The organism is Halobaculum magnesiiphilum (assembly GCF_019823105.1).
Classification (GTDB): Archaea; Halobacteriota; Halobacteria; order Halobacteriales; family Haloferacaceae; genus Halobaculum; species Halobaculum magnesiiphilum.
The window spans coordinates 151,194-170,955 of the sequence record NZ_CP081958.1 but is presented as its reverse complement, the minus strand read 5'-3'; the positions used below and the strand labels follow the sequence as shown (position 1 = coordinate 170,955).

Annotated in this window: 32 protein-coding genes; 23 read left to right on the top strand and 9 right to left on the bottom strand. The window is 62.8% G+C overall.

What is annotated here, in order from left to right:
* The first annotated feature begins 1 nt into the window (after position 1).
* Genes K6T50_RS00950 through K6T50_RS00935 form a run of 4 tightly spaced genes read left to right on the top strand, consistent with a single transcriptional unit; the run spans position 2 to position 2,829 of the window.
* The gene (locus tag K6T50_RS00950) at positions 2-583 is read left to right on the top strand and encodes a DUF7288 family protein (RefSeq protein ID WP_222607589.1); all 582 of its coding nucleotides are present in this window, start codon (positions 2-4) and stop codon (positions 581-583) included.
* Complete coding sequence (locus K6T50_RS00945) at positions 571-1,590, top strand: DUF7261 family protein (RefSeq protein WP_222607588.1); 1,020 nt, start codon at positions 571-573, stop codon at positions 1,588-1,590. The genes K6T50_RS00950 and K6T50_RS00945 overlap by 13 nt, the downstream gene beginning before the upstream one ends.
* Entirely contained in the window at positions 1,583-2,074 is a 492-nt protein-coding gene (locus K6T50_RS00940; RefSeq protein WP_222607587.1) for a DUF7266 family protein, read from the top strand. The genes K6T50_RS00945 and K6T50_RS00940 overlap by 8 nt, the downstream gene beginning before the upstream one ends.
* Positions 2,071-2,829, top strand: coding sequence for a DUF7289 family protein (locus K6T50_RS00935; protein WP_222607586.1), 759 nt, complete (start codon positions 2,071-2,073; stop codon positions 2,827-2,829). Before K6T50_RS00940 ends, K6T50_RS00935 begins: the two co-directional genes overlap by 4 nt.
* 43 nt (positions 2,830-2,872) lie before the next feature.
* On the opposite strand, the gene K6T50_RS00930 is transcribed toward K6T50_RS00935, so the two are convergent.
* From K6T50_RS00930 to K6T50_RS00905, 7 genes are all read right to left on the bottom strand, one after another.
* Positions 2,873-4,300 (bottom strand): DUF7289 family protein, encoded by a 1,428-nt coding sequence (locus K6T50_RS00930; protein ID WP_222607585.1) that lies wholly within the window; start codon positions 4,298-4,300, stop codon positions 2,873-2,875.
* Between the two features lie 112 nt (positions 4,301-4,412).
* Positions 4,413-4,850, bottom strand: a complete 438-nt coding sequence (locus K6T50_RS00925) for a type IV pilin domain-containing protein (RefSeq protein WP_222607584.1) — start codon at positions 4,848-4,850, stop codon at positions 4,413-4,415.
* 6 nt (positions 4,851-4,856) lie between these two features.
* On the bottom strand, positions 4,857-5,261 hold the full coding sequence (locus K6T50_RS00920; protein WP_222607583.1) for a type IV pilin domain-containing protein: 405 nt from the start codon (positions 5,259-5,261) through the stop codon (positions 4,857-4,859).
* Positions 5,262-5,628: 367 nt separating this feature from the next.
* Positions 5,629-6,615 (bottom strand): tyrosine-type recombinase/integrase, encoded by a 987-nt coding sequence (locus tag K6T50_RS00915; protein WP_345778664.1) that lies wholly within the window; start codon positions 6,613-6,615, stop codon positions 5,629-5,631.
* 38 nt (positions 6,616-6,653) lie between these two features.
* Positions 6,654-6,863: a hypothetical protein gene (locus tag K6T50_RS00910; protein ID WP_222607581.1), complete on the bottom strand. Its 210-nt coding sequence runs from the start codon at positions 6,861-6,863 to the stop codon at positions 6,654-6,656.
* On the bottom strand, positions 6,860-6,982 hold the full coding sequence (locus K6T50_RS19100) for a hypothetical protein (RefSeq protein WP_275673108.1): 123 nt from the start codon (positions 6,980-6,982) through the stop codon (positions 6,860-6,862). The genes K6T50_RS00910 and K6T50_RS19100 overlap by 4 nt, the downstream gene beginning before the upstream one ends.
* Entirely contained in the window at positions 6,982-7,302 is a 321-nt protein-coding gene (locus K6T50_RS00905) for a hypothetical protein (protein WP_222607580.1), read from the bottom strand. The genes K6T50_RS19100 and K6T50_RS00905 overlap by 1 nt, the downstream gene beginning before the upstream one ends.
* Positions 7,303-7,527: 225 nt before the next feature.
* Here K6T50_RS00905 and K6T50_RS00900 point away from each other — a divergent pair, with 225 nt between their 5' ends.
* The 3 genes from K6T50_RS00900 to K6T50_RS00890 are packed head-to-tail and all read left to right on the top strand — an operon-like array spanning position 7,528 to position 9,133.
* The gene (locus K6T50_RS00900; protein ID WP_222608776.1) at positions 7,528-7,815 is read left to right on the top strand and encodes a helix-turn-helix domain-containing protein; all 288 of its coding nucleotides are present in this window, start codon (positions 7,528-7,530) and stop codon (positions 7,813-7,815) included.
* 29 nt (positions 7,816-7,844) lie between these two features.
* On the top strand, positions 7,845-8,144 hold the full coding sequence (locus K6T50_RS00895; protein ID WP_222607579.1) for a hypothetical protein: 300 nt from the start codon (positions 7,845-7,847) through the stop codon (positions 8,142-8,144).
* The gene (locus tag K6T50_RS00890) at positions 8,141-9,133 is read left to right on the top strand and encodes a hypothetical protein (protein WP_222607578.1); all 993 of its coding nucleotides are present in this window, start codon (positions 8,141-8,143) and stop codon (positions 9,131-9,133) included. Before K6T50_RS00895 ends, K6T50_RS00890 begins: the two co-directional genes overlap by 4 nt.
* Here K6T50_RS00890 and K6T50_RS00885 read toward each other — a convergent pair.
* On the bottom strand, positions 9,108-9,923 hold the full coding sequence (locus tag K6T50_RS00885) for a hypothetical protein (RefSeq protein ID WP_222607577.1): 816 nt from the start codon (positions 9,921-9,923) through the stop codon (positions 9,108-9,110). The two genes, K6T50_RS00890 and K6T50_RS00885, sit on opposite strands and share 26 nt — an antisense overlap.
* Before the next feature lie 59 nt (positions 9,924-9,982).
* On the opposite strand from K6T50_RS00885, the gene K6T50_RS00880 reads away from it, so the two are divergent.
* From K6T50_RS00880 to K6T50_RS19235, 3 genes are all read left to right on the top strand, one after another.
* Positions 9,983-10,984, top strand: a complete 1,002-nt coding sequence (locus tag K6T50_RS00880) for a hypothetical protein (protein WP_222607576.1) — start codon at positions 9,983-9,985, stop codon at positions 10,982-10,984.
* 85 nt (positions 10,985-11,069) lie between these two features.
* Positions 11,070-11,726 carry a recombinase family protein gene (locus tag K6T50_RS00875; RefSeq protein WP_222607575.1) on the top strand — a complete coding sequence of 219 codons (657 nt, stop codon included), beginning with the start codon at positions 11,070-11,072 and terminating at the stop codon, positions 11,724-11,726.
* Between the two features lie 91 nt (positions 11,727-11,817).
* A complete protein-coding gene (locus K6T50_RS19235; RefSeq protein WP_225935427.1) occupies positions 11,818-12,549 on the top strand; it encodes a S1 family peptidase in 732 nt (243 codons plus the stop codon).
* Here the strand turns inward: K6T50_RS19235 and K6T50_RS00865 are convergent, their stop codons facing one another.
* On the bottom strand, positions 12,550-12,846 hold the full coding sequence (locus K6T50_RS00865; protein ID WP_222607573.1) for a hypothetical protein: 297 nt from the start codon (positions 12,844-12,846) through the stop codon (positions 12,550-12,552).
* A gap of 132 nt (positions 12,847-12,978) precedes the next feature.
* Here K6T50_RS00865 and K6T50_RS00860 point away from each other — a divergent pair, with 132 nt between their 5' ends.
* The 13 genes from K6T50_RS00860 to K6T50_RS00800 all read left to right on the top strand — a co-directional run bounded on the left by K6T50_RS00860 (position 12,979) and on the right by K6T50_RS00800 (position 19,748).
* Complete coding sequence (locus tag K6T50_RS00860; RefSeq protein WP_222607572.1) at positions 12,979-13,230, top strand: hypothetical protein; 252 nt, start codon at positions 12,979-12,981, stop codon at positions 13,228-13,230.
* Positions 13,227-13,460 (top strand): hypothetical protein, encoded by a 234-nt coding sequence (locus K6T50_RS00855; protein WP_222607571.1) that lies wholly within the window; start codon positions 13,227-13,229, stop codon positions 13,458-13,460. The genes K6T50_RS00860 and K6T50_RS00855 overlap by 4 nt, the downstream gene beginning before the upstream one ends.
* A complete protein-coding gene (locus tag K6T50_RS00850; protein ID WP_222607570.1) occupies positions 13,460-13,711 on the top strand; it encodes a hypothetical protein in 252 nt (83 codons plus the stop codon). Before K6T50_RS00855 ends, K6T50_RS00850 begins: the two co-directional genes overlap by 1 nt.
* A gap of 82 nt (positions 13,712-13,793) precedes the next feature.
* Positions 13,794-14,648: a hypothetical protein gene (locus K6T50_RS00845; RefSeq protein ID WP_222607569.1), complete on the top strand. Its 855-nt coding sequence runs from the start codon at positions 13,794-13,796 to the stop codon at positions 14,646-14,648.
* Positions 14,645-15,250, top strand: coding sequence for a hypothetical protein (locus tag K6T50_RS00840; RefSeq protein ID WP_222607568.1), 606 nt, complete (start codon positions 14,645-14,647; stop codon positions 15,248-15,250). Before K6T50_RS00845 ends, K6T50_RS00840 begins: the two co-directional genes overlap by 4 nt.
* Positions 15,244-15,903, top strand: a complete 660-nt coding sequence (locus tag K6T50_RS00835; RefSeq protein ID WP_222607567.1) for a hypothetical protein — start codon at positions 15,244-15,246, stop codon at positions 15,901-15,903. The genes K6T50_RS00840 and K6T50_RS00835 overlap by 7 nt, the downstream gene beginning before the upstream one ends.
* On the top strand, positions 15,903-16,481 hold the full coding sequence (locus tag K6T50_RS00830) for a DUF790 family protein (protein WP_222607566.1): 579 nt from the start codon (positions 15,903-15,905) through the stop codon (positions 16,479-16,481). The genes K6T50_RS00835 and K6T50_RS00830 overlap by 1 nt, the downstream gene beginning before the upstream one ends.
* 2 nt (positions 16,482-16,483) lie before the next feature.
* Positions 16,484-17,311, top strand: a complete 828-nt coding sequence (locus K6T50_RS00825; RefSeq protein WP_222607565.1) for a hypothetical protein — start codon at positions 16,484-16,486, stop codon at positions 17,309-17,311.
* 2 nt (positions 17,312-17,313) lie between these two features.
* Positions 17,314-17,484, top strand: coding sequence for a hypothetical protein (locus tag K6T50_RS00820; RefSeq protein ID WP_222607564.1), 171 nt, complete (start codon positions 17,314-17,316; stop codon positions 17,482-17,484).
* Between the two features lie 85 nt (positions 17,485-17,569).
* Positions 17,570-17,932, top strand: coding sequence for a DUF7522 family protein (locus K6T50_RS00815; protein WP_222607563.1), 363 nt, complete (start codon positions 17,570-17,572; stop codon positions 17,930-17,932).
* Between the two features lie 222 nt (positions 17,933-18,154).
* Positions 18,155-18,499, top strand: a complete 345-nt coding sequence (locus K6T50_RS00810) for a hypothetical protein (protein WP_222607562.1) — start codon at positions 18,155-18,157, stop codon at positions 18,497-18,499.
* Positions 18,500-18,501: 2 nt separating this feature from the next.
* Positions 18,502-19,026 carry a hypothetical protein gene (locus K6T50_RS00805; RefSeq protein ID WP_222607561.1) on the top strand — a complete coding sequence of 175 codons (525 nt, stop codon included), beginning with the start codon at positions 18,502-18,504 and terminating at the stop codon, positions 19,024-19,026.
* Between the two features lie 2 nt (positions 19,027-19,028).
* Positions 19,029-19,748 (top strand): hypothetical protein, encoded by a 720-nt coding sequence (locus tag K6T50_RS00800; RefSeq protein WP_222607560.1) that lies wholly within the window; start codon positions 19,029-19,031, stop codon positions 19,746-19,748.
* Positions 19,749-19,762: the final 14 nt, after the last annotated feature.

Genomic DNA, 19,762 nt, shown 5'->3' with positions numbered 1-19,762 from the left:
AATGCGCGCACAGGCACACACGCTGGAGGGGTTCGCGGCCGCGGTCATCGTGTTGAGCGGCGTCCTCTTCGCGCTGCAGGCGACCGCGGTGACGCCGCTGACGGCCAGTACCTCGAACCAGCACATCGAGAACCAACAGGCGGCCGTCGCCGAGGGGACACTGGCCGCCGCCGAAGCGAACGGGACGCTCGCGCCGGCGCTGCTCCAGTGGAACTCATCAGGCGAGCGGTTCATCGGCTCCGGATCGGACGGAGTGTACACCGGCAGGGGACCGCCGACCCCGTTCGGCCACACGCTGAACGAGACGTTCGGCGAGGACCGTATCGCGTTCAACGTCGAGGTGAGCTTTCGAACTCCGGGCGGCCGCGGTCGGACGCGGATGGTGTACATGGGCTCCCCTAGCGACAACGCCGTCGCGGCGACCCGGACGGTGGTACTGTTCGACGACGACCCCGTGGGCGACGGCTCCGGGACGCTCGCGGAGGTCGCGTCCGACCCGGACCGCGAGTTCTACGCGGACGATACGGACGACGGGCCGCTGTACGGCGTCATGGAGGTGCGCATCGTCGTATGGCGGATCTGATGGACGGCGACGGCCGCGGACAGCTCGTGCTCGTCGCGGGGTTCGCGCTCGCGATCGTGCTCGTCGCGTTGGTGTTGCTCGCGAACACCGCGATCTTCACCGAGAACCTCGCGACCCGCGACAACGGCGTCGGCGAGCGCGACGTACTCGGCTATCGCTCGTCCGTCGTCGACGGCGCCGGCGGGATCGTCGACCGGGAGAACGCCGCCGAGTACGACGATCGTGAGCCGCTGGAGGAGAACGTCACCGCGGGGCTCGCCGCCCTCGACTCGGAGTTGCGCGAGTCAGCCGCCCGGCGCGCCGCCAGCGCCCGCGCTGACGTGGACGCCGCAACCTACACCAACGGATCGCTGGTGCGGCAGAACGGGACTGCGGACGACCCGCGGCAGTTCACGAACGTCAGCGATGACGCCGACTGGACCGTCGCGACCGACCTGGAACGCGCCAGCGACGGCAACGCGACGCGCGGGTTCGTCGCCGTCGTGACGGCGAACTCGCTGGAACCGGCCTCCGAGAGCGATCCCGACGACGCCTTCCACGTCGTGGTGACCAACGGGAGCGCGGCGTGGCACGCGTACGTGTACGAGAACAGCAGCAGCGGAACGATCGCCGTCGCCGTCAAGCCGGCCGGCGAGCCCGCATCGGCGACGAGCCAGGTCTGCTCGGTGTCGGCGTCGAACGCCACGGTCGATTTCACCGGGGGACGCCTCGGCGGCGTCGACTGCCCGGGGCTGGCGTTCGGCGGCGACGTTGCCGGCGGCGCGACGACCGACGGGTACGACATGCTCGTCCGCAACGGCGACCGCGCCGCCGGCGGGTACGACCTGACGGTCCGGACGGCCGGGTCCGGGTCGGTCTCGGCGGGGAACCTCTCGGCGACGCCGTCGGCCGACGAGCCGTACAGTGTGCCGGCGGTGTACGCGGTCGAGGTGCCGATCGACTACCGAACCAGCGAGGTGACGTACGCGGAAACCGTCCGCGTCGCGCCGGGGGAACGCGATGAGTGACCCTCGTCGACCGGGCGCCGGAACGCGATCGGACGGGGCGAGGTCGCGACCCCACCGGGACCGCGGGACCGCGACGACCCTCTCGTACGTGTTGACGCTGGGGATCACGGCGCTGCTGATCAGCGGCCTGCTCGTCGCGGCCGGCGGCGCCGTCGAGAGCCAGCGCGAGGACACGACGCGCGAGGCGATGGAGGTGGTCGGCCAGCAGCTCTCCTCGCGCCTCATGGCCGCGGACCGCCTCGTCGCCGCCGGCGGGAGCGAGGTAAGCGTACGGGGTACGTACCCCGAGACGGTCGCCGGCAGCACCTACTCGATCGCCATTGAGCCAGGGTCACCAGCGACGATCGAGCTGACCGCGACAGGCACGCGAGTCTCGGTGACGGTGGCGGCCCCGACGCGCACGCCCGTCGCCGAGACGACCCTGTCGGGCGGCGACGTGGAGATCGTCTACGCCGGCGGCCAACTGGAGGTGCGGGAGGCGTGAGCCGCGCGCAAAGCGACGCGATCGGGTTCGTGTTGGTGTTCTCCCTGATCGTGCTCACCGTCGGGACCGTGTACGCAGCGGGGTACCCGGCGTTGGAGGAGTTCCGGACGGGCGAACAGCTCGAAAACATGGAGCGGGCGTTCGACGTGCTCGACGACAATCTCGACGACCTCTCGCGGGAGGGTGCGCCCAGCCGCGCGACCGAGATCAAGCTCAACGGCGGCACACTGGCGGTGAACGGGTCGACGACGATCACGGTGAACGCGACGACGCCGAACCCCGCCAGGGGGGAGAACTTCACCGTCTCCGACGAGAGCACGCCGATCACCTACAGCGAGGGCGACACGACGGTCGCCTCCGCGCACGGCGCGGTGTTCAGGCAGGACGGCGACGCCGCCGTGATGCGCTCGGAGCCGGGGTGGGTGATCGACGACGACCACGCGCTGATCCCGCTGGTCGTCACCGACCGAACCGGCGATCGCGTCGCGTTCGGCGGGAGTTCAACCGTGCTGATCCGTGGGCAGGTGACGGGGCGGGGCATCGCGGGCAAAGTCGCCGCGGGTGACGATGACGACGATGTGACGGTTACCGTCACCGTGGAATCGCCCCGGGCGGACGCCTGGAAGCGCTACTTCGAGTCCGAGGGGTTCACCGCCGTCGACGACGACCCGGACGACGGCGAGGTCACCTACCGGTTCGAGGTGGACAGCGTGGTCGTCCAGCAGACGACCGTCTCCGTGGAGTTAGAGGGGTAACACGATCTGACCGGCGGAGGTCCCCTTCGAGGTTCGGCGCGGCTCAGTCCTCGTCGACCTCGATCTCGGTGACCGAAACGTGGAGGTAGGTGATCCGGGGGGCGTTCGACGCGCTCACGTCGAGGTCGATCGTCCCGACGCTCGGGTCGTACTCGAAGTCGTTCGGCTGTCCGTTCACGTCGATCGTGTCGCCGACGAGGCCGCCCTCGAAGTTCGTCCCCGGACCGCCCCCGCCGTTGAGGTCCACGTCGGATCCGGGCGCGTACACGAACCCGACGAACAGGTAGTTCCCGTTGAACGAGACGTCCCCGTCGGAGTGGACGAGCACGCGGAGTTGGCTCGCGGGACCGTCGGGGTTGACATCGCCGCTCACGGAGAAGTCCTCGCGGACGTACCAGGTAGTCGAGTTCCCCCCGGTCACGTCCACGTCGCCGGCGTCGAAGTCGCCGTCGACGACGACCGAGACGTTCCCGTCGGACGTGTCGATCGAGAGGTCGCCGCCGTAGTCGCCGTCGAAGAAGTACGTCTCGCCGCCGTCCATGTCACCGGTGTCGAAGTCGCTCTCGGTCTCGTCGACGCAGGCGTCGGGGTCCGTCTGGCACTCCTCGATGTGGGACTCGATCACGTCGTCTGCGGACGGCTGCACGACCCCGTCGCGGTACGGCTCCGGCGGCGGCCCGGGATTGGCCGAGATCCCGCCCGCGGAGGTCGAGGCGACGACGTTGTCGAACTCGGTCTCGAACGGGACGACCAGCTCCGTCCGCGCGGTTCGGTTCCCGTGGTGGATCGACACCTCGCCGCTGGTGCGCTGTTCGAAGAACCGGCCCCACGCGTCGTAGTACTCGCTGCCGACGGTGATCACGACGACCCCCTCGTCGAGGGGATTCGCGCGGTCGGAGTCCTCGTCCGGGTATACCGCGGTGGGGTCGCTCGAACGCCGGACGACGACCTCGCCATCGAGGCGCTCGTCGCCGCCGACGGACACGAGCGGGAGCGTCAGCGTCGTGCCGCGGTAGTGGAACTCCGGCGGCGACACCATCGCGCTGCCGTTGCCGGACCGCCGCCAGATGCCCCCGCCCTGGTACGCGACGGACGTGTCGCCGTCGCGGTAGACGACCGCGCCCAGCGTCGTGTTCGTGATCTCGTACTCGAAGTCGCCCGTGCTGGCGTTGTACACCGAGATGTTCATCCAGCCCGCGTCTGCTTCGACGCGTCGCGTCGCACCGGAACTGCCGACCAGTCGCACCCGCTGGGTGTCGCTCCCGCCGTGGGCGACGAGGCTCGCCTTCGAGTCGAGCTGCGTCATCGACTGTTCGGCCGCGCCCGTCGTGGCCGACTGCTGGATCCCGCCGATGGCGTCGCCGCCGAGCGCGACGACCGCCGTCGCGCCCGCGATGGTGATCGCCAGCAGGAGGACGACGCTGATCACGTCGCCCTGTGCCCGCCGGTCGTCATCCCCCCACAAAGGCATCGTCGTATCGACGGCGGCCTGTGAAATAAACGTTCGTTCCCGAGTATTAGGGTTGATTGCTGTGGCGAGTTCCGTTCGTCGGCGATAACTGGCGAAAAGACTGTCGGGGACGTTACGAGGGCGTCTCGCCGGTCGCGAGCGCCTGCGAGGTCTCGCCGTTCTGCGAGGTCCAGAGCACGCGGACGGTGGTCCCGGCGGAGACATTCCCGCCGTGGTCGGTGCTCAGATTGGCCGAGGTCCCGGCGGATACGGGGAGCCCGAACGCCTTTGACGGGCCACCGCTGGCGTTCAACGAAACCAGCCCCGTGTTCTGGTCGTTCAGCGTGCTTCCCCCCGTATGAGTAGCAGTGACGTTGTAGTCACCGCCGTCCGTCTCGCTGTAGTCGAACTGGAAGTTCGCGTTCGGCGTCGTCTGCTGGACGCTGTTCCCCAACCCGAGGACGAACGAGCCGATAACTGCCGCGAGGATCACCGTGATGGCGACCATCAGGATCACGCCGATCACCGGACTAACCGCGCGGTCGTAGTCGAGGAGTTGTTTGAAGTTCATCGTGGTTCAGGGCGTCGACTCCTGCGCGAGCGTCTGGGTCGTGTCGCCGTTCTCCGAGGTCCAGATCACGCGAACGGTGTCATCGGTTCCATAAACGATGTAACTGGAGTTGTCTCCAGCGGAGACATCGCCACTTCCGCTCCAGTCGCTGGTAGTCTGTTCACCAGTCGTTACGTTTAGCTGACTCTCCGGAATCGAGTCGCCGCCGGTGTGAGTGGCTGCAACTCCATCGGTATCATTGTAATTGAACTGGAAGTTCGCGTTCGGTGCCGTTTGCTGCACGCTGTTCCCCAGACCTAAGACGAACGAACCGATGACAGCCGCGAGGATCACCGTGATCGCCACCATCAGGATCACACCGATCACCGGGCTGACTGCACGGTCGTCGTCGAAGAGTGCGTTGAAGTTCATTTGTTCTCGTTCCACAGCCCTCCCCGAAGGGAGTCGCCCCCCGGCGGTACTGTGTTGATACGGTACGACCCTTCTGTGTAATAATTGGATCGGAGAGAGAATCAAAAGTGATAACTATCGGTGGATAACCGACCCGTCACTGTCATCGGTACGGGTGCTGAGATGACCATCCACGGACGCGGACGCCGCTCACGGTCGACGGACTCCGCCCGAAAACACCCGTGAGAAGGCTGGAATCGGGGAGTAGCGCTCCCTCTCCAGAAGGTAAATTTCGAGTGGACTCGGTGGGGGTCGGTGACTCGCGACCCCGCCGCCGTCTGCCAGTTCGATTCGATTTCTACCGTCCACGAGGTAAAATTGAATTGAATCATCGGGTACCCTCCGTATCGCTGTCGAGGGCGTCGAGGAACTCACGACGCACCTCCATCTTCTCGCGCTCGGTGCGCTGATCGTAGTGTTGCTCCAGCACCTCGCCGGAGACGTTGCTCCGCTCCTCAACGACGTTCTGGGGAACGTGGTTCCGCAGTTGGTGCGTGATCGCGCCGCGGCGGATCGCGTGCGGCGACCGCGAGGACGGACACCCCGCCCTCGAATCGCGAACGGCCCACTCGCACGTCTCCGGGTCTTGGTCGTGTGGGCACGAGCCGATCGTGCACGGTAGCGTCCACTGATACACCGCCTGTCGGATCGGCGCCGACGAAAGCCGGCCGTGTTGGCTCGAAATGAGCGGTCGGCGACCGTAGTCGTCGCGGACGTTGTGCCGGTTGTGCTCGATGTAATCGTCGAGCACCTTGCAGTAGTGCTCAGACACCGAGATCGCCCGCTCGGCCGCATCGCCGTTCTTCAGCGGCGTCTCGGACTCCGGACGATGCCGGATGTCGATGCACCGGCCGTCCGAATCGTAGTCGTCAACGTCGATAGACCGGAGCGTCCCCAGCCGGATCCCGCTGTGCCACAGCAGCAGCATGATGACGTGGTCGCGGCTGGCGTACTCGTACCGCTCCATGTGCGTGAGGATCTCCTGGGCGCGCTCAGTTTCGAGCCGGACATCGCGCGCCTCCTCCTCCGGATCGAGCGGCGGGATACGGACGCGCTCGCGCATCCCCTCCTCGACGCCGTCGATCGACGCCGCGAACCCGAGGAACTGCTGCACCGTCCGCAGCTCGTTGACGAGCGTGACGCGTTTCACCTGCTCGGCGCGCCACGTCCGATACTGGTGGAGCATCCGCCCCGTGAGGCGGTTGAGGTTCTCGATCTCCTCCTCGCGACACCACGCGACGAAGTGGCTGAGTCGGTACCGGTGGTTCTGCAGCGTCTTCACGGAGACCTCGGGCTCGCGGCTCTGCAAGTACATCTCGACGGCCTCGCTCGGCCCGAGCGGTTGGAGGTTCGTCACGCGGACGCACCTCCGGCGTCGGGATCGTCGTCCGGGCCGCACACGCCGCACCAGTTCCGATGGGCGGGCGGGAAGGCGTCGAGCGACACCTCCCGCGGCGTCGTCGCCGCGAGCTGTGGACAGTCCGGGACGAGGTGGAGTTTTCCGCCGTTGGCCCCGCGCTTGTCGCTCTCGTAGGCGACCTCGGGCAGTACGTCGACGCTCATGCGTCGGGCTCCGTGACGGCGGTGACGGGAACGCCCGCCCGCGACCACACTTCGGCGACCTCGGCCGAGTCGGTCGTGCCGTAGCGGCCGCCCGCGACCGTGTAGGTGGTGCGGGCCATCAGGCACCTCCGTCGCGCTCGATCACGTCGAGCACCTGCCCGACCGTGATCCATTCCTCGGCGACGCCGGCGACGTGGACGCTGTCGCCGTTGCGACCGATGACGACGCCGCGGGTGCGCATCCCCACGTCGTAGACGATGGTGTCGCCCTCGCGGGGGTCGGCGCTCGCGTGCTCGGCGCACACGGGAACCTGCTTGTTCCCGAGAACGCGGACGCCGTCGGGGGCCGCTCCGCAGGCGGCGCATCCGCTGCTGTTATCAGAAATCGACTCCTCTCCGTCGGTGCGGGCTTGATCGCCCGCGACTGGTTTCGCTGACATGGGTTCGTGCTTCCGCACGAAACCCGCCCCCGGCGCGGTGTTGCAGCACCGCGCCGGCGGAACCGAGATTATCTCATACCTACCAACTGGATCGCGCTTCGGGTCTCGCAACTCCGCAAATGAGGTCTCATCACATATAGGTTATGACTGAACTACCCGGTGGTCTTTTCACCCAATTGGATTATACACCGGAATAAGGTGACGACGCCACGGATGTGGATTCAGATGCGGCGATCTGCTACGTGGATGACTCTCTGGGATGATCGACTCCTCGAAATAATCCGGAATGAGGGGTCCGGATCCCCTACAGAGCTATCTGAATCTGATTACATCCGAGTCTCTCCGCAGCACGTCTCTCGGCGTCTTTCGACGCTCGCGGATCACGGGCTTCTGACTCACCTCGGGAACGGAGTATACGTCATCACCGAGGAAGGGAACCGCTATCTCGACGGTGACCTTGATGCTGAGGAACTGAGCGACTCGGGTGAAGAAAACGGTACCGCAGCCGCGTGATGGTACCTGACCGAAAGTCGTCGGCGTGGATGCAGCTCGTAGATGAGCGTATCCTTGAACGACTCGCCGGCGAGGGTGACGGGACAGCGTGGATGATCGCGTTCGATCTCAACCGGAACCGGGGACGCGTCGCCGAGCGGTGTCGTGTGCTCGCTCACGCGGGATTCGTTGACCGGGTCCCTCGTGCTCATGTGGACGACAAGTGGGTGATCACGGACTGGGGTCGGCTGTATCTCGATGGGGAGATAGACGCCGATCTTCGGCGGCCGAGTCCGTCGCCGCGGCCGCCCGATAAGGTGCGGCCCGGGTGGTACGCAGGGTTTGGATGATGAGTTGGAACTCTCAAGAAGATACTGTCGAGAAACAGATCGACACAGAAGGAATAGAGTCAGATACGGTAAGGCAGGCAGCGGTTCTTCGAGTTCAGATGTTCGATAGCTTAGCATCTGATGCGTTAGCGATACTGAGAATACAGTTGTTTGTTGTTCCTCTCACAATCGCACTAATCAGATTCCTCTCGACTGCTGGTGAAAGCCAACAGAGTGTAGAATCGATATTCAATGAAATAATCACTACTACCTCCGGACAGCGGGCTCTTATAGCGGTATCCGTTGCAATTACTGCAGTAGTACTCAGTACGGCGGTATACTATATTGCTCGAAAAAAGGCTCATTCAGAAAGGAACTATTTGATATATTCCCAATATGCAGATCCTAGTGAGAAGCTGCTTGAAAAGAAGTATCACCGAGTAAAATCTCGCACGACCGAAATTCTAAGTGAGTCGATCCGGGACAGCGAGAAGTCTTATACAGAGAAACATTCGCCAAGAGAGCGGTTCACACTTCTAACGGACAGGACAAACTCACTAGAGTCTGCTCTTCGAGTAACTTTGGGTGTATCACTGGTAGCTACCCTCGTTTCTGCTGGATTCATCGCGATTGGTATACTGCAGACGGTGAGCCAAATCATCGCAATATTGGCGATAATTGTGTCACTCTTTGCGGCATTCTTGATTGGAGTGATGATAATGATCATAGTTATTCTACCAGAATATGAGAATTTTGGGGAAGTTATTCTTGCATACATTGAAAATCTGATAATCTATATTCTAGCCATAGCTATAAAGTTCGGTTCTCTATTAATTAGCGGACTGAAATCCAATAGAAATGCTCGAATTGGAGCAATCCTAATTTCATTCAGCTTATTAGTGCCCATATTAGATGTCTTGACCAACAATACCCCAGGTGAACTGTATATACTAACAATATTTACTGGAGTACTCAGTGTGTTATTTATTGGAGTTTCTTTAACTGAATAAGGAACAGAGAAATTGTTAAACCCGCCAACAAACCCGAAGCGTGAGCGTACACGTTCGTAATCCCGCTCCCATTCACTATCGATGACGGCGTTGGGAACAACATGAACACGATATACCCGAGCACCACCGCGACCAAAACGACCAGCCCCCCGCTCACTAACTCCTCACGCCCAACCTCGAGATCCCCGAGGCGCTCCCACACGACCGACCCCCCGACAAGCGTAATCCCGGCAGCCACCACCCCGGCGACTTCGAGCCGGAACCCGCCCGCATAGCGAAGGTCGATGAGCTGCATGAGCAGGAGGAACAGCGAGACAGCGACCGCGTACGCTGCGCTCGACCCGTGGCGCTCGTCGACGTAGACGTACAGCGCGACCAACAGCGTGCCCGTGAACGCCGCCGCGACGCCGGAGAATCCCCGCGAGACGATCTCGGCCTCTGGGTACTGTGTCGACCAGATCACGTAGTCCGCAGCGTGGACGAGGATCGGGACGAATAGGAGGTTTGCAGCGAACGCCCGTCGGAACCAGGTGAGGCGGCCGACGAATAGCGCGAGCGCGAAGGCGTACAGCGCGCCGAGCAGGTAGCCGACGATGTTGCCGTAGAGATGCGCGTTCGAGGCGTGGACGTAAGAGGCTGTGAGGAACGTGATGAGGTCGAGGGAGGCGTGGTCGAAGACGAGCTGCTGTTGGAGGGGGGATGGGGTCGTGAAGTGGATGAGTGCTAGGAGCGCAGGAACCGCTATGAGGAGGGCGATATTCTCGAAAAGTTCAATTTTTCTGGACCGCATGGAATATACCGTTCTTCTTGGCCCTGCATCATTTATCCCTTGGTTACTATTAGAAGAATATGGACTCTGATGTCCTCAGACTGGCATATTATGCTCTCCAAGATCGTTCATGTGTATACTGTGGCGATGATCTAAATTACAATAGAATCCAACTTGAACTATCAGAGACAAACAATGCCTTTGAGGCCGAGTATGTATGCTCTTGCGGAAATTCACAAGATTTCGTGGTAACCTATGATGGAGACCATATCCAAGTAGAAATCATCGGCTCTGAGGAAGATAGTGAAACATATTCGGTCGCTACTGGGGCACTCGAACGCTTGGGAAGTGAGGTACATCCAATATATGAAGCACTTGATGAACTCCTGACGGCTTATCGAGTACTGAAAGTAAACTGGAAACACTATGACTATGTAACTAAAGAATTACCAAACTATCTAGCTAGCGCGTTGGGAGCAGAATTAGACCAACTAGAAAGCAAGATTGGAGGAGAGGTGGTAATTAAATTGCCAAAGTCAAAGGACATGGGCCTGGCATATGCTGTGATTCATAACTATTTATCTAGCGTATACTCTTTTGACCAAGTTCTGGAGACGACGAAAGCCGATCTAATCTGGGATGAGAAAATTTCCCATGAGTTCAGTGACTTCATGAATGAGCACCCGATAGTCAGAGGACTTAGGATCTTTACTCAACATGAGCGAATTCCCTCAGTTTCGCTCAAACTCAACCATGACGATTCGAACGTTCGGGTGAGTGATTTCCTCATCGATCTTGACGAAGTGGATACAATAACATCAGAAATCAATGAGTCGCAACCTGATGGGTACAAGCATGGTGCGGATAAATACTACTCCAAGGTTGAGGGCGGACGTATAAATCTAAGTCAGAATCTCGTCGAATATCAATACAATGCGAGCAAATTGATGACGAGTTTAACGGAGAGATTCTATAACGAAGAGCGGGATCTGATTGAGGAGTACGAATCGATCGAGATTCCAGACACCTATCCGGATGAGATCGCTGATATACGCGACAGTAGTCGTGAAGGTTCTCAATAAATCAGATACATAGTCGGGACACGAACTGTAGTACCTGCCCAGACTGGGCGTAAAGACTAGACATTAAGACAGCGTAGCGGTGGGCATGACCGTCGCCTGTTACACCCGCGTTTCCACCGCGAAGCAGAACCTCGATCGCCAACTCACCTCGACCCAGCAGTACGCCGAGGACTCCCTCGGGGCATCGTTAGCTGACATCGAAGTGTACCGCGACAAGTCGAGTGGCACCAACACGGCCCGCGACGCCTACCAGCGGCTCATGTCCGACGCCGAGGCCGGCGAGATCGACGCGGTCGTTGCACACGAGGTCTCCCGCGTCGCCCGTTCGATCTCCGACCTCGAACGGACTGCCGACCGACTCCGCGAGGCTGGCGTCGAGCTGCACATCGTCTCCGAGTCGCTCGTGATGAAGCCCGACGAGGAGGATCCGTACCAGCGCGCGCTCTTTCAGATGCTCGGCGTGTTCGGGGAGCTGGAGGCGCGGATCAAGCGCCAGAATATCCGAGAGGGGATTGCCGCCCGCCAAGACTCCGAGGAGTATCGCCACGGACCGGCGCCGCTTGGGTTCGAGAAGGACGACGGTCGACTCGTCGAGGGTGCCAATTACCACCGCGTCGTGACCGTGTTGGAGCAGGTCGCGGCCGAGGAAATGAGTCAGCGAGCAGCGGCACAAGAACTCGGTGCCGGTCGAAAAACCATCCGACGGGCAGTCAACGACCGAGCGGAACTCTACGGCCTCTGATATTTGACATTCTGACGCATGTTCATCATATTTCAAATCCCACTCTCCAAACAGTTTAACACCTAATATCTACCCGTGAAATGTGCGTATCATGGAACGGCTTCTTAGAACCACAACACCGATCAGATACCCTACCTATAATCGCAGTGAGAGCCACTCTACTGGCTTCTTTTTCCGTACAAATCGCGAACTGTATCTTATAACAGCTCGTCACTGCTTGTTCGAATCAGATCGTGGAGGAGTTAGATTCCGCCCCGAAGAGATAGCTATTCGATTGCGAGACAAGAAAGATCATCGAGAATCGCGTACAATGAGGATACCCCTTTATGACGAAAGCGGGGACCGAAATTGGATTGAACCATACCATTACGATGTCGACATTGCCGCATTGCCGCTCGAAATTTCCTTGCGTGAAACAGGAAATACGTCATTTGGAACCTCCCGCCTGAGTAAAGCATATGAGGCGAAAAATGTCGCTGTACCCGGTGATTCAGCTATCGTTGCCGGATATCCTGTGGTAAACGCCGGTTCATACTCCCCAATACTACGGAATGCGCTGATATCTAGTGCCTTAGATGTGGATTATGACAAACAGCCATATTTCCTGATAGACTCACAGTTGCACGAAGGAACGAGCGGGAGCCCAGTTCTTGTACGAAAAACAGACCGGAATGACAATATCGCGTTTCATGTTATTGGGGTACATTCCGGGCAACACGATGTGAGCGTTCCGGGAGGTGAAAATCTAAATCGAGTGTGGTTTCTCAAACATTTGCGGATTAGGCTAAACGATTTCGAGCCCGACCTTACTGATCTCTTCTGATCACGGTTCTGAATTATTAACTACAGATAAGAACTCATCCAGCGACAGCCCCGGCGGCAAAGACACCATCGCCCCGGTCGGCACGTGCACCACCGCCGTGACCTCGGTCTTGTGCCCGACGCCCGCGGCCCGCGCCCACGGTTGGGGCCACACAGTGCGCACGCTTCCGTTGTAGTCCTGCGCGCTCACGTCTTGCTCGTACCAGGTCATCCCGGTTTCCGTCGCCGCCTCAGCCGTGCGGTCGGTGTGCGCCGTCCGCCCAGCTCCTTCATCACTAACCGATTGGGTCTCGCTCATCGCGGGCGGAAATAACGACCCCGGGATGATAACCTCCCGGTCGTCCGGTACGCGGGCGTACCGTCCAAACCGGGGCGTTCTCCTACTGTCGCAAGACGCTGTTAACGCCCAAGAGCGACCTTCACGAGCCGTATGGGCGTTTCTACCCTACACCGAACGGAGAACGGACGGCAGACCACCTACCGCGTCGTCGACGTTGAGGACGCGACCGGCGAGACGTACCCGCACGTCTTCGAGCTGACCGAGAACGGCGACGAGACCGACGGCGCACACACCTACGTCGGCGCGGGCGACCACCCCGACACGGCCGAGGAGCGCGACGAGGCCCCGCAGGGTGCATGGGAGGCGCTGAACGAGGCGACCGACGAGGGCGACCTCGAATGACCCCCCTCACGCCCGAGGAGTTCGAGGACGTGCAGGAGGAGGCCCCGGAGAACGCCGACATCCAGCAGTTCGACAGCGCCGAGGAGTTCAACACCTACGTCGCCGCCGATTCGGCGACCAACACCCGGCGGCGCTACGAGCGCGACGACCGGATCGGCCGCTACGGGGCGTATCTCATCATCGCCGTGCTGGCGCTCAAAGGGGCCGAGGAGTACCTCGCGCGCTACTGATGCAGGTCCAAGAGGACCCGTCTCGGCTGGTGCTCCAGCCCGAGACCGAGGGGGAGCAAAGCGCCCTCAACATGCTCCAAGCACTGATAAAGGACCTCGACGACGCGCCAGCAGCCTACTTCACGCTCGATGTGGCGGACTACGCGGATCTCGACCACGACCTCGCGAGCCGCGCCGTGTTCGCACCCGATCGCAGTCGGTACGACGCCGGCGCCCGCGCGCTCGTCGTCACCATCGGGAGGGGCGTATGAGCGACTACTGCCCCATCCACCGGATCCGGTACTTTCCGGGCTCCGACGACTGCCCGATCTGTAGACGGACGGGGGTCAAGGGGTGAGCGAGGCCGTCGAGTTCGGCGAGAAGCCCGCCGCCGACGCCTACCGCGACGAGTTCCCCGAGCACATCTGCTCGGTGGACGACGATCGCCGGTTCAAGACGGTCCACTTCACCAGCGACACGCCCGAGTGGCTGCTCGACCAGGCTCGCGCGCAGGCCGACGAGGGCCGCGCCGCTCGCGAAGACACCACCGGCCAAGCCGACCTCACGGAGGGCGAACGCGACCGGATCGACTTCAGCGACCCTCGAGCCTCGGTGCCGTGGGCGCGGTCGATCAAGGCGCTGGCGGAGAAGTACGGGGTATCGGACTGGACGAGCTACGTCGACGGGACGCTCACAGTCGACGAACACCGGCAAGTGATGGAGGAGGCCGGGCAGGAGGGCGGCGGCGCCCGCGACGACGGCGACCAACGAGACGCCGAGCGGGAGCGACAGGCGGCCGCTCGCGAACAGGCCGAGGGGTGCGACCACGCCCGCGACCACTGCGAGCACGGCGACCCTGACGCCTGCGAGTACCTCCAGAACGCCTGCGGTTACGAGGAGGACGAGGTTTCGAGCATCCTCGGGGAACCGGAGGATTCCGGCGAGATAACCGGCGACGCGGCCGGGGCGCTCGCGCGGACCTGGGGCGGCTACAAGGCAGCGATCGCCCGCTTCGAGCGGGAGTTAGCGGACATCGAGGAGGCGAAGGCCCACGCCGAGCAGGCGGCCGCCTCGATCAACGCGATCCGCGACGAGCACGGACAGGACGCCATGCAGTTCGACCGGCTGGAGGAGCTGACCGACGACCTCCAGACGGTCGCCGAGGGCGCCCACGACCACGAGGGCCACATCGAACTAATCGACACATGACAGGACAAGGATGCCCCGTAGAGGGGTGCGAGTTCGGCGAGGACGAGGAGAAGACACAGAATCAGGTGATGGGTCACATCAACTCGACCAACGACGAGGCCCACGACTGGCAGGCCCTCAAGGGGGCGGTGCTGGGGGGTAGCGATGAGAACACCGACCCCGCCGAGGGTGGTACCGACGAGGATACCACCGAATCGGGGGACGGCGAAGCCGACGAAGGGGGCGAAGAGGGGGCCTCCGAAGGGGGGAGCGAGGGGGCTACCGACCCCGCCGAGGCTGGTAGCACCGACGAGGAGCAGCAAAACGCGATCGTCGAGGGGGTCGCAGGGGGCGAACCCGAGGACGGCGAAGCGACCGCTACCGACGACGAGGGGGGCGACACCACCCCCGAGGGGGACTCTGAAGGGGGAAGCGAGGGGGGTGATGGGGCTGGTACCGCCCTCGCGTTCGTCGCGGCGACCCTCGCGATCGCCCTCGCGGTGCTCGCGGCCGCCGGGAACACCGACGACGACCAACCCGAAGAGGACGTGATCGACGTGGAGAACCAGGCCGACGAATCGCAGGATGACGAGCCGAGCACCTCCCCCGAGCCCGCATGGTAGACGACACCGACGCCGACGACCCGGACGCACCGACCACAGACGCCCTCACCGACACGGACACCGACCCCGACCAAGGGGGGAGCGAGGGGGCTACCGACCCTGAAGAGGGGGATCCGCCGGCCCTCGCGGACGACGAAAAGGCCGACGTACCCCCCTCGCTGGCCGAGCAGATGGCCGAGGCCCGCGACGACCAACCCGAATCGAACGACGGCGAAGCGAACGCTACCAACGACGAAGGGGGGTCAGAGGGGGCCTCCGAAGGGGGTAGCGACGGGGGTACCGACCCCGGCGAAGCTGGTAGCGACGACGGTACCAGCGACGCACCCGGGTACGCCTGGGGCGACGTGTACGTCGACTTCCTCGCGATCTTCCTCCTCGAGGTGAGCGCGGAACTCTCCGACGACGATCCCGACATGACCGAGGATGACGTTCGCGACCTCGCGACGGCCGGGCCGATCGACCTGTCGGAGGCCGCCGGCGACGTGTTCGACAGCTCGGGCATCGGCGACGACATGACGCCCGGGCAGGCGCTCGTCACCGGCTCCGCGTTCGTCGCGTTCGCCGTGCTCATGCAGGAGACCGACGCCGCGGGCGAACTCGTCGGGCGGGTGTCTCAGGGTCTCGAAAACGCCGAACTCGGGGGTGCGGCCTGATGTTCGGGAACATGGGCAAGGTCAGGGAGGCGATGGAGGCCGCGAAGAACCCCGCCGAGTCCGAGCAGATCCGCGCGCTCGCCGGTGCCTTCGCCGCCGTCGAACGCGACCAGCGGGCCGCGCTCCGGGAACACGCCGACGCCCTCGGCGTCGACCCCGAGGAGGTGGGGCTCGCAGCCGAACCCGACGAGGAGGAGCGCATCACCGAACTGTGCGCCGCTGTTGGCGCCCGGGTGTCGGGAAACCCGTGGGAGACGTGGACCGAGCACGTCGCCCCGGACGCGCTCGACGCTGACGCGGCAGAAGCGTTCGCCGGCGTCGGCGCCGACGAGTGGGAGGCCGAGCGCGAGCGCATCATCGACGAGTGGCGCGACAACCCGGATCTCGACACCAGCGAGTACACCGACGCCGACGTGATCGCGGCCGACGTGCAGTCGCGCTTCGGCGTCTCGGTGCAGGAGTTCGGGGAGTACGTGATCGGCTACTCCCCGGGCCGGGTGTTCGAGGAGCTGCTCGCCGGCGAGTTCGAGGCGCACACCGAGGCGATCGAGGCGCTCTCCGACGAGGTGGACGAGTAGCCGTGCATCTGTTCATCGGCGCCGCGGCCGGGTGGGGGAAGGGCTACCTCGGGCAAGCGCTCATCGAGCGCAACATCCGCGGGGACCGGTTCGACCGCGTCGTCGTGCTCGACACGTCCGACGAGTTCCGCGGGCTGTGCTCGAAGGAACACGGGCCGGGCTACGCGAAGCAGTGGACGGCGACGGGGACCGAGTCGGAAGCCTTCGGCCCGTCCGAGTGGCGGCAACTCATCGAGGCCAACGAGGCGCTCGTCGTCGGCCGCGGCGTCGCGAAGGACGACTGGCGCGAGACGGTCGCCCCGAACGTGATCCTCGGGTGTCGCCAGTCCGATGACGACGTGCTCATCTTGATCGACGAGGCGCACGGGCTCGCGCCACAGCGCCACGGCTACCCGGACACCACCCGGGAACTCGCGACCGACGGCCGGTCTGAGGGCGGCGCGGCGACCTCGTCGGCGTGGCTCTCCCAGCGGCCGGCGCAGGTGGACAAGGACGTGATCGGCAACTGCAACGCCCGCTTCCTCGGTGGGTTCGAGGACACCAACAGCCTCGGTAGCCTCGACGACGTGCTCCCCTACCCGAAAGACCTGCACGCCACCGGCGGCCAGCCCGTGACCATCACCAACGAGGACCTCCTCGGCGCCGACGGCGAGGCCGTCTCGGTCCGCAAGTGGACCGAACCCGACGAGAGCGGCGAGCCGAAGACGGTCAACTCCGAATGGATCTACTCCGACGAGACGGGGAAACTCGTCCGCAAGGAGTCGAACGACTACAACCCGAAGTGCGACCACGTCGGCGCCTCGGGTAAGCGGATCGACGTGGGGATCTAAGCATGGCGGAGCCAACCGTCTCGGTCACCCTCTACGGTGGGAAGGCACGTCGATTCCGCGAGGTCAGGGATGAGTTAGAGGACCGCCGCGGTTGGGAACCAGATAACGTCGAAGTCGTGGCGTACCTCCTCGCACAGTTCGACGAGGACACGAGGCCGCGAACGGACTGGTAGCCTTCACCCTGTACTGGGCTGAAACAGCCGTTAGCTACGTGCTTCATATCACTCAGCTTTTACACTTGGATTATCGATTCAACCTGTGTCGACAGTTTCAGAAGCCATTCAGGACTTTGAGGGAGCTACGCCCCGCGTTATTGCTGACTTGGAAAGCTTGGATTTTGAGATCAGATATATGCGGGATGATGTTGAGGACCTCTATACAGACGTAGAACTCGACGAAGCGTATAAACTACTAATGGGCCAGCTCGTCGGAAGTGATGATTTTAAATCGCTCATTGGGGAGCAGGAGTGCAGATTACAAACGTTGTTCTACGAAAACGTTGTCGTGTTCATCTTTCCTTCTGACCGCTATGAAGCTGTATTAGCCACCTTTGATTATGATGGCGACTTTCCTGTGAACCAACTTTTACAACAGGTATCGGAGGTAACTGAACTCAAGTAATTCTACGGGTGATAGAGTTAGTATTGCAATTGGGAAATGAACAGTAGCGGCCTATTAAATAGAGTCTCTGTATCTAACGATGGACTCCTTCGCTGAAACCCTTCAGGAGATCCTGACGAGTTCGCGTCAGTGGATTCCGCTTGATCCCAGCGGGACCCGCTGAGATCCGCTAGATTCTTGGCTGGTAGCCTTTGAACGGGCTGCTTCTCTGCCTGAGCGCAGATGGAAGTAGCAGACGGATTCGATAAGTTCGCAGATGAACAGTTCGCGAAGGACGCCGGCTCGGCGCTGAGTGGCCTGCTCCTCGCGGAGACGATCGCCGCGACCGTCGCCGGCCGGACCGTCCCGGGCGTCGGCTATCAGATCGGCGCCGGCTCCGGCATCGATCAGGCCGTCGGTGGGGGCTCGGTCATCGTCGGCGCCGAGTACGCCCCGGTGTCGGGCCGGATGAAGCGTCACATGCAGGTCGGGGGCGCGGTCGGCATCGGCCACGGTGTCGCCGAGCGCTTCGGCCTCGGTAGCGCGCTTCAGAATGCCGTTTCCGGGGCTCTCCCGGGGGGTAACTGACGATGGCGGACATCTTCGTCAGTAAGGGCATGAGTTCTGATCAGGTCACGACCTACCAGAACTCCCCGACGGTCACGCTGAAGCCCACGCCCATCATGGAGGTGTCGCCTGACCGCGGCAAGTTCCTGCGCTTCGAGAACCGGACGATCCGCGGGAACACGGGCCTGCCGGTCTACTTCGACCTCAACGACACCAACGGCGACGACCTCCCGACGAACACGCTGGTCGTGTTCGAGTTCCAGATGTCGAACGGCGACGACTACCACCGTGTCGCCGTCCCGAAGAAGCAGATCAGCTTCTTCAACTCGAACACGATCAGTGAGCAGCGCAACAGCGAGCGCAATCACAACGCGCTGATCCCGCTGAAGTACCCCGAGGCGGCCGACCGCGAGGGGCTGCGCGAGTTCATCGACGTGCGCGACGTGGACTCGTTCACGGTCTCGATCATCTCCACCGCGGCGATCGACTGGGACCAGTCGGAATGGTACTTCGACGAGAACGCCGTCAAGGAGATGTCTCGCGAGTGACCATGTCGGTCGCAGACACCCTCGACGCGATGAAGCGGGAACCGCGCCCGCTGTCACCGCTCGACGACTTCGAGACCGCGGTCAACCAGACCGGCACCGACAGCGAGATCCTCTCGCTTCAGGCTGAGACCGTGCTCGCGCTCCGGGACGGTGCCGACCTCATGGTCTCGATCCCGGCCTACGAGAGCTTCACCACCGACGGCACGGCGGACAACACGGAGACGTTCAGCCTCTCGCACGACCTCGTCGACTCGCCGAACACCCAGAGTGTCGTACTCTACGAGGGCGGCAGCCGCGCCTCGCCGGACTCGATCGACTACGACAACGACACGATCGACTACACGGACGACGGCACGGACAACACCCTGCACGTCTACTACATCGTCGGCGACGCGGCCACGCTCACCGTCGAGAAGGTCTCCCCGGGCGGGAAGACCTCGCAGGCCGAGGAGCTGAAGACGCTGAACGCCGGCCGGGCGAACCGCCAGGACCAGCAGGAGGACCCGATCGAGTTCCACTTCCGCGGCTCGTGGCTGGAGCGGTTCCTCGCGACGGACATGGTACTGAGCGTCAAGATCGACGCTCCGTACACCGTCCAGTTCCGCGAGGACACCGACGGAACGGAGGCAACCAACGCCCTGTTCCACACGACCGCGACGAAGGGGGCATCGTCCGCGCCGGGACTCCTCTCGGCCATCAACGACGACATGGGCGGCCGGTAGCCCGGAGGCTCCCC

Bases quoted from the DNA above. Each gene is read 5' to 3' on its own strand.
- K6T50_RS00945 (WP_222607588.1), top strand. From the start codon at position 571: ATGGCGGATCTGATGGACGGCGACGGCCGCGGACAGCTCGTGCTCGTC.
- K6T50_RS00830 (WP_222607566.1), top strand. From the start codon at position 15,903: ATGTTCGGGAACATGGGCAAGGTCAGGGAGGCGATGGAGGCCGCGAAG.
- K6T50_RS00950 (WP_222607589.1), top strand. From the start codon at position 2: ATGCGCGCACAGGCACACACGCTGGAGGGGTTCGCGGCCGCGGTCATC.
- K6T50_RS00850 (WP_222607570.1), top strand. From the start codon at position 13,460: ATGCAGGTCCAAGAGGACCCGTCTCGGCTGGTGCTCCAGCCCGAGACC.
- K6T50_RS19235 (WP_225935427.1), top strand. From the start codon at position 11,818: ATGGAACGGCTTCTTAGAACCACAACACCGATCAGATACCCTACCTAT.
- K6T50_RS00860 (WP_222607572.1), top strand. From the start codon at position 12,979: ATGGGCGTTTCTACCCTACACCGAACGGAGAACGGACGGCAGACCACC.
- K6T50_RS00885 (WP_222607577.1), bottom strand. From the start codon at position 9,923: ATGCGGTCCAGAAAAATTGAACTTTTCGAGAATATCGCCCTCCTCATA.
- K6T50_RS19100 (WP_275673108.1), bottom strand. From the start codon at position 6,982: ATGGCCCGCACCACCTACACGGTCGCGGGCGGCCGCTACGGCACGACC.
- K6T50_RS00915 (WP_345778664.1), bottom strand. From the start codon at position 6,615: ATGTACTTGCAGAGCCGCGAGCCCGAGGTCTCCGTGAAGACGCTGCAG.
- K6T50_RS00810 (WP_222607562.1), top strand. From the start codon at position 18,155: ATGGAAGTAGCAGACGGATTCGATAAGTTCGCAGATGAACAGTTCGCG.
- K6T50_RS00820 (WP_222607564.1), top strand. From the start codon at position 17,314: ATGGCGGAGCCAACCGTCTCGGTCACCCTCTACGGTGGGAAGGCACGT.
- K6T50_RS00875 (WP_222607575.1), top strand. From the start codon at position 11,070: ATGACCGTCGCCTGTTACACCCGCGTTTCCACCGCGAAGCAGAACCTC.
- K6T50_RS00840 (WP_222607568.1), top strand. From the start codon at position 14,645: ATGACAGGACAAGGATGCCCCGTAGAGGGGTGCGAGTTCGGCGAGGAC.
- K6T50_RS00925 (WP_222607584.1), bottom strand. From the start codon at position 4,850: ATGAACTTCAAACAACTCCTCGACTACGACCGCGCGGTTAGTCCGGTG.
- K6T50_RS00910 (WP_222607581.1), bottom strand. From the start codon at position 6,863: ATGAGCGTCGACGTACTGCCCGAGGTCGCCTACGAGAGCGACAAGCGC.
- K6T50_RS00895 (WP_222607579.1), top strand. From the start codon at position 7,845: ATGCAGCTCGTAGATGAGCGTATCCTTGAACGACTCGCCGGCGAGGGT.
- K6T50_RS00805 (WP_222607561.1), top strand. From the start codon at position 18,502: ATGGCGGACATCTTCGTCAGTAAGGGCATGAGTTCTGATCAGGTCACG.
- K6T50_RS00905 (WP_222607580.1), bottom strand. From the start codon at position 7,302: ATGTCAGCGAAACCAGTCGCGGGCGATCAAGCCCGCACCGACGGAGAG.
- K6T50_RS00900 (WP_222608776.1), top strand. From the start codon at position 7,528: ATGCGGCGATCTGCTACGTGGATGACTCTCTGGGATGATCGACTCCTC.
- K6T50_RS00930 (WP_222607585.1), bottom strand. From the start codon at position 4,300: ATGCCTTTGTGGGGGGATGACGACCGGCGGGCACAGGGCGACGTGATC.
- K6T50_RS00865 (WP_222607573.1), bottom strand. From the start codon at position 12,846: ATGAGCGAGACCCAATCGGTTAGTGATGAAGGAGCTGGGCGGACGGCG.
- K6T50_RS00855 (WP_222607571.1), top strand. From the start codon at position 13,227: ATGACCCCCCTCACGCCCGAGGAGTTCGAGGACGTGCAGGAGGAGGCC.
- K6T50_RS00880 (WP_222607576.1), top strand. From the start codon at position 9,983: ATGGACTCTGATGTCCTCAGACTGGCATATTATGCTCTCCAAGATCGT.
- K6T50_RS00940 (WP_222607587.1), top strand. From the start codon at position 1,583: ATGAGTGACCCTCGTCGACCGGGCGCCGGAACGCGATCGGACGGGGCG.
- K6T50_RS00920 (WP_222607583.1), bottom strand. From the start codon at position 5,261: ATGAACTTCAACGCACTCTTCGACGACGACCGTGCAGTCAGCCCGGTG.
- K6T50_RS00835 (WP_222607567.1), top strand. From the start codon at position 15,244: ATGGTAGACGACACCGACGCCGACGACCCGGACGCACCGACCACAGAC.
- K6T50_RS00800 (WP_222607560.1), top strand. From the start codon at position 19,029: ATGTCGGTCGCAGACACCCTCGACGCGATGAAGCGGGAACCGCGCCCG.
- K6T50_RS00890 (WP_222607578.1), top strand. From the start codon at position 8,141: ATGATGAGTTGGAACTCTCAAGAAGATACTGTCGAGAAACAGATCGAC.